The following is a 5,218-nucleotide window of genomic DNA, read 5'->3' as shown; positions in this document are numbered from 1 at the left end:
ACATCGAATGTCGGCGCGACAGGCCCGGCTGCGGCGGGTGTCGTGGCAGGCGCGGCGGGGGCTTCCGCCGGGGCTGCGGGAGCGGATGGCGCCGCGGGTGCCATCGCGTCGGTGGCTGGCGCCGGCGCGGCTGGCAGCCGCCCCTCGGTGCCCTGATCGGCCGCTTTGGTTTCCGCCGGTTTGGTCTCGCCCGGCGCCAGCGCCGCGATCTCGGCCGGCGGCGTGCGATTGAGATAGGGATCGAGCGCGCCCGACACATAGGCAGTTCCCACCGCAGCGATGGCGCCGCCCGCGGTAAACAACAACGCCTTCAATGGATTAATTGCCATTTTTGACTGCCCCTTAGCCACCTAACGCCGGTCTAGCGTGTTTTAGCGAGTCCCACAAGAAAAAGGGCCGGCCAAGAAAAAGCCTGTCCCGGGCTTGACCATGTCTGCCGTCCCTATCACCAATCATCGGCATGAACACGATTCGATCCGTCTGCGTCTATTGCGGTTCGTCTCCAGGCCGCGATGAAACCTACGTCAAGGCCGGCCACCTGCTCGGCCGCTCGCTCGCAAAGTCGGGCCTGAGGCTGATCTACGGCGGCGGCACCAAGGGCATAATGGGCGCCGTCGCCGAGGGCGCGCTCAAGGCCGGCGGCAAGGTGACGGGCATCATTCCCCGCTTCCTCATCAACAGGGAAGCAACCGAGACCGCGCTCGACCGGCTCGACGAGCTCGTGATCACCGACAATATGCACGAGCGCAAGCACAGGATGTTCGAAAAATCCGACGCCTTTGTGGCGCTTCCGGGCGGTATCGGCACGGTCGAAGAGATCGTCGAGATCATGACCTGGGGCCAGCTCGGCCATCATCGCAAGCCGATCGTCTTTGCCAACATCAAGGGGTTCTGGGATCCGATGCTGGCGCTGCTCGACCATATGGGCGGTGAGGGCTTCATCCACACCGCGCACCGGGTGAAACCGCTGGTGGTCGCGGACCCCGAAGCGATTGTCGCCGCCATCATGGTGGCCGGCTCGTCCGTCGACGCGCCGACGGAAGGCGTGCAGTCGGTGATAGACAAGATGTAAGGCAGTAGGGAATAGGCAGTTGGCAATAGGGAAAGACAGCCCCTACTGCCTACTGCCTACGTAAGCGCTGCCTCAAACCGGCAGCGCTTAAGAGCCGCCGCCACCGAAAATGCGACGAAAAAGGCCGCCTCGCCCCACGCCGCCATAGCGCTGGGGAAGAGGGCGTGCGAGCAGGAACTGCTCATGGCCCTCGACAGTCTCGGTGCCGCAATAGCTACACTGCAAAGACCGGGCCAGGGGAACGATCTCCCTTAGCACGGCCAGGAACCCTTCTCCATCGATCGGCACGCTCTTCATCATCCGGAGTTCGCGGGAGAATGTCTCCAGTCCTAGAAAGCGATAGCCGCGCTTCTCCAATTCGGCGCGCAGCCTGGCGAGAGAGGGCTCGGCGCCCCAGAACTCGAAGCGCGTCGGCCGGATGCGGGCATCCGGGGCGATTTTCAGACCGAGGTCGCCAATCGCCTCGGCAGGAAGAATGAGCGGCGCCACGGCGGCAAGTGAATGTTCCTCAAGGTTGAGTGGGAAGGCCAAGGCCTCGGCGGCTGTGCGGGCTACCTCCTCGAAACCGGCGATGTCCTCCGTCGTGAAGTAGAAATCGCGGCGCCCCTCGCCATGCTGTTCAGCGATATAGCAGGCTGGGCAGCCTGCGGCCGCCAGATCCTCGCAGAGCCTTTCGAGGAAGGCGTAGTTCCGACTCGATCCCTTGGGCGTCAAGAGAGCGTCGCGCGGCATCAATTCGTTTGCGCGCGGGGTGAGCTTCAGGAGCAGGATCGGAAGCGACGCTGCAGCACGCAGAAGCGCCATGTTCACCCGCGTGTGAATGAAAAGCTCGCCGCCATCGGGGCGGTAGCGCACCAGGCCACGATGCGGTTCCGCCTCGCGGATGACCTCCTCCGTTTTTTCGTCCGATACCTGTTCGCCGGTGATATCGAATTGAAGCAAAGTCATCGCCTAGCCCTCGCCTCCCGGATCACGTCGCGGTAGGGGCCATCTTGCCAGTTCGCAGCGCCTCAGCCCAGACCTCACGGCCGGGCGTTCTGCATCGCATTTGCGGGACCTTCGGCCGCTATTTCCTCGCCGCCAGCGGCCCGACCGCACGACAGGACGAAGCCGAGTGGCCAGGTGATGAAGATGCCGAGAAGCGGACCGTGGTTGGCTTCGGGCGTGAAGATGACGAGGCCGACGAAGCCGCCAAGAAAGCCGATGATGCCCAGTATCGCGCCCCATTTGAGCATCGGTTCCCCCATCGCCTGCCGATCTACTGCAGCTGATTCCCGTCTCGGAACCAAGCCCTCGAATTGGCGTTGCCTCAGAGAACAGCAACTCAGGAGATCGTCATGCTGCGAGGCGCACTGCACTGGCTCATCGGGATTCCGCTGCCTATCATTCTCATTCTTTGGCTGCTCGGCTATCTGCACTGACGGCCACGCGGGCACGGATGGTGACTCGCCAATCGTGGCAAGCGGCGGTTGCGTGCGCGGCGTGCAACGTCACGGAACCGTCACATGAAACCGGGGCAGCCCGTGCTAGAAACATCGCCGGCCGCAGTTACGCGGCGCTGAAGTCGAAGACCCGGCGAAGCCTCCATGAATATTGCCCTCGCTTCGGAAGAGAACGCCCTGTCGCCCTATCTGCCCGATGAGCAAGGGCTGTTCTTCCTCTATCATTTCACCGCCGACGGCCTGCGCACGAAGGACGCGGCACAAGCGCACTGGACCTGGCGCAGCTACCAGATCTCCGACATGCGCGCGCGCCAGGCGATCGCCAACGAGCAGGCTTTGCCCGCCCCCGTGCGCGAGGCCTTCCTCATCGCCAGCCATGGCTGCCATATCGACCTTGAGGACGACTGGCTCTATGGCGACCTGCCGGACCTGCGCCATGACTATTCGGCCGAAGCGCGTGGGCTCGGCCATTTCCGCTTCGCGCTCAACGACAGGATGCTCATCGGCGCCCGCAAGCAGCCGCTGCAGTCGGTCGACGCGATCCGCAAGGCGGTCGAGAACGGGACGCGGAAATTCCGCTCGCCGGCGGAACTGATCGAGGCCGTCATGGGCCAGTCGCTGGACGGCATGGCGGCCGAGCTCGGCGGCCTATCCGAGACGCTCGACGGCATCGAGGACCGGATCGTGTGCGACGCATGGCACAGCGAGCGGCAAGCGCTGGTCGACGCGCGCCGGCAGCTCGTGGTGATCCACCGGCAGATGGCGACGCTGACCAGCCTGTTTCGGCATCTCGACCATTCGCACCGCAACGACCTGCCCGATCCGGTCAACGACATGGCGGCGCGGCTCTCGCACCGGGCGCACACGCTCTATCACGACGGCGAGCAGTTGCAGGCGCGCACGCGGCTGCTGCAGGACGAGTTGATGGCCAAGCTGACGATGCAGTCCAATCAGCTGCTCTATATCCTGTCCGTTATGACGGCGGTGCTCTTGCCGATGACCATCATCTCGGGCCTGTTCGGAATGAATGTCGGCGGCTTGCCGCTGCTGGACTCGCCGATCGGATTTTGGGTGGTGACGGCGGTGTCGCTGCTCGTCGCTTGCGCCGTCTATCTGTTCGTCAGGCGGCTTGGGCGCGTGTAGGACCGGATCCTTCCGGCCGAGGAGACCATACTCCGGGATTTTGGGTTGTGGTACACAACTCGGAATCGCGGATGCTTCGGCCAGCATCCCGTTTCGATGAGGATGCGCATGGGGTTCGCCAGGAAGCTCAGAACATGGCTCGGGCTCCGCCGAGACAAGACCGCGCTGCCGCCATTTGCGTCCGTTGGCCGTTGGACTTATGGCGTCGAGTCAAAAATGATTTACGGCTGTGGAGCGCACTCCTCGCTCAGGATCGGCGCCTTTTGCTCGATCGCCAATGAAGCGCTTTTCATGTGCAGCGCCAATCACCCGACATCATTCGTTTCCACCTATCCGTTCAAGGTTCGTGTGACGAGGGAGGAGCCGGATGGATCGGACCTGCTCACGAATGGCCCCATCGAGATCGGCAATGACGTGTGGGTCGGGCGCCGCGCCATAGTCATGCCTGGTGTCAGGATAGGAGACGGTGCCGTCGTTGGCGCTGGAGCCATCGTCACCAAGGACGTCGCTCCCTACGCGATCGTGGCCGGCAATCCGGCCAGGCTTATCCGCTACAGGTTCGACGCGCACCAAATCGAAAGCCTGCTTGCGATCCGGTGGTGGGATTGGAGCGACGAGAAAATCCGCGCCGAGCAGCCGGCGTTCTTCGGTTCCATCGACGCCTTCATCGCGGCCCACGCAGCGCCTGAAGCGGCTCGCGCGGGTTTGGGGCCTACGCTGGCGCCCGCAGGTCCTCGATGACAGTGCCGGCGGCGGCGACCTCGGCCTCGTGGGCCGGTTCACGCCAGGTCTCGGCGAGGGCCGCCGCGTACCATTCGCGCATAGCAGGCAGGTCGAGCAGCCGCTTGGGATAGGCGGCCGCGGCGCCTTCGAAAACCAGCCCATAGGACTGCGCCCGAAACGCCACCGGGGCAAAGAAGGCATCGGCGGCGGTGAAGCGCTCGCCAGCGAGGAACGGACCGCCGAAGCGGGCCAGGCCATCGTTCCAGAGGTCGCCGAGACGGAAGAGATCGTGCTTCAGGGCGTCGGACATCGCAAACGGCTCGACGCTGAGGCCGCAGCTCATCGGGCAGAGATTGCGCAGCGCGATGAAGCTCGAATGCATTTCGGCGGCCGCCGATCGCACCCAGGCTCGCGCCTTCGCGTCCGCCGGCCATACGCCCTGATGGCGCTCGGCCAGATATTCGACGATGCTGAGCGAATCCCAGACCGCCCAGCCGTCATCGACCAGGCACGGCACGCGGCCGTTCGGCGAGAACACCCGGTAGAGGGTAAAGCTCGATCCGGTCGGGAACGGGGTCAGCCGCTCCTCGAACGGGATGCCGAGCTCTCGCATCAGCACCCAGGGCCGCAGCGACCATGAGGAATAGTTCTTGTTGGCAATGTGCAAGACGTACACCGGGCATACTCCTTGTTTTGACGCAATTCCGGACGGAAAACCGCTGCGCACTTTTCCTGGAATTGCTTATCTTGCCGCGGGGACCGCCTGGCGCCCCTTGAACATCGACCAGCTGTACATTGCCAGCGCCGCCCAGATCAGGGCGAAGGCGATTGCCTGCGT

At 64.1% G+C, this 5,218-nt stretch carries 6 protein-coding genes and 1 pseudogene; 3 read left to right on the top strand and 4 right to left on the bottom strand.

What is annotated here, in order from left to right; translation table 11 throughout:
• Positions 1-329, bottom strand: a pseudogene (locus EN781_RS34490) (peptigoglycan-binding protein LysM); the annotation flags it as partial.
• 131 nt (positions 330-460) lie between these two features.
• On the opposite strand from EN781_RS34490, the gene EN781_RS25065 reads away from it, so the two are divergent.
• A complete protein-coding gene (locus EN781_RS25065) occupies positions 461-1,072 on the top strand; it encodes a TIGR00730 family Rossman fold protein (RefSeq protein WP_126055678.1) in 612 nt (203 codons plus the stop codon).
• 87 nt (positions 1,073-1,159) lie between these two features.
• On the opposite strand, the gene EN781_RS25060 is transcribed toward EN781_RS25065, so the two are convergent.
• Positions 1,160-1,927, bottom strand: a complete 768-nt coding sequence (locus EN781_RS25060; RefSeq protein WP_127400422.1) for a hypothetical protein — start codon at positions 1,925-1,927, stop codon at positions 1,160-1,162.
• Positions 1,928-2,094: 167 nt separating this feature from the next.
• Positions 2,095-2,307: a hypothetical protein gene (locus EN781_RS25055; RefSeq protein ID WP_126055680.1), complete on the bottom strand. Its 213-nt coding sequence runs from the start codon at positions 2,305-2,307 to the stop codon at positions 2,095-2,097.
• A 351-nt stretch (positions 2,308-2,658) separates the two neighbouring features.
• On the opposite strand from EN781_RS25055, the gene EN781_RS25050 reads away from it, so the two are divergent.
• Positions 2,659-3,657, top strand: coding sequence for a transporter (locus tag EN781_RS25050; RefSeq protein ID WP_126055681.1), 999 nt, complete (start codon positions 2,659-2,661; stop codon positions 3,655-3,657).
• Between the two features lie 108 nt (positions 3,658-3,765).
• On the top strand, positions 3,766-4,398 hold the full coding sequence (locus EN781_RS35860; protein ID WP_126055682.1) for a CatB-related O-acetyltransferase: 633 nt from the start codon (positions 3,766-3,768) through the stop codon (positions 4,396-4,398).
• On the opposite strand, the gene EN781_RS25040 is transcribed toward EN781_RS35860, so the two are convergent.
• Positions 4,370-5,056 carry a glutathione S-transferase family protein gene (locus EN781_RS25040; protein WP_126055683.1) on the bottom strand — a complete coding sequence of 229 codons (687 nt, stop codon included), beginning with the start codon at positions 5,054-5,056 and terminating at the stop codon, positions 4,370-4,372. The two genes, EN781_RS35860 and EN781_RS25040, sit on opposite strands and share 29 nt — an antisense overlap.
• Positions 5,057-5,218 lie beyond the last annotated feature (162 nt).

The organism is Mesorhizobium sp. M4A.F.Ca.ET.090.04.2.1 (assembly GCF_003999085.1).
GTDB lineage: Bacteria > Pseudomonadota > Alphaproteobacteria > Rhizobiales > Rhizobiaceae > Mesorhizobium.
This window is presented reverse-complemented; position numbering and strand designations above follow the sequence as displayed.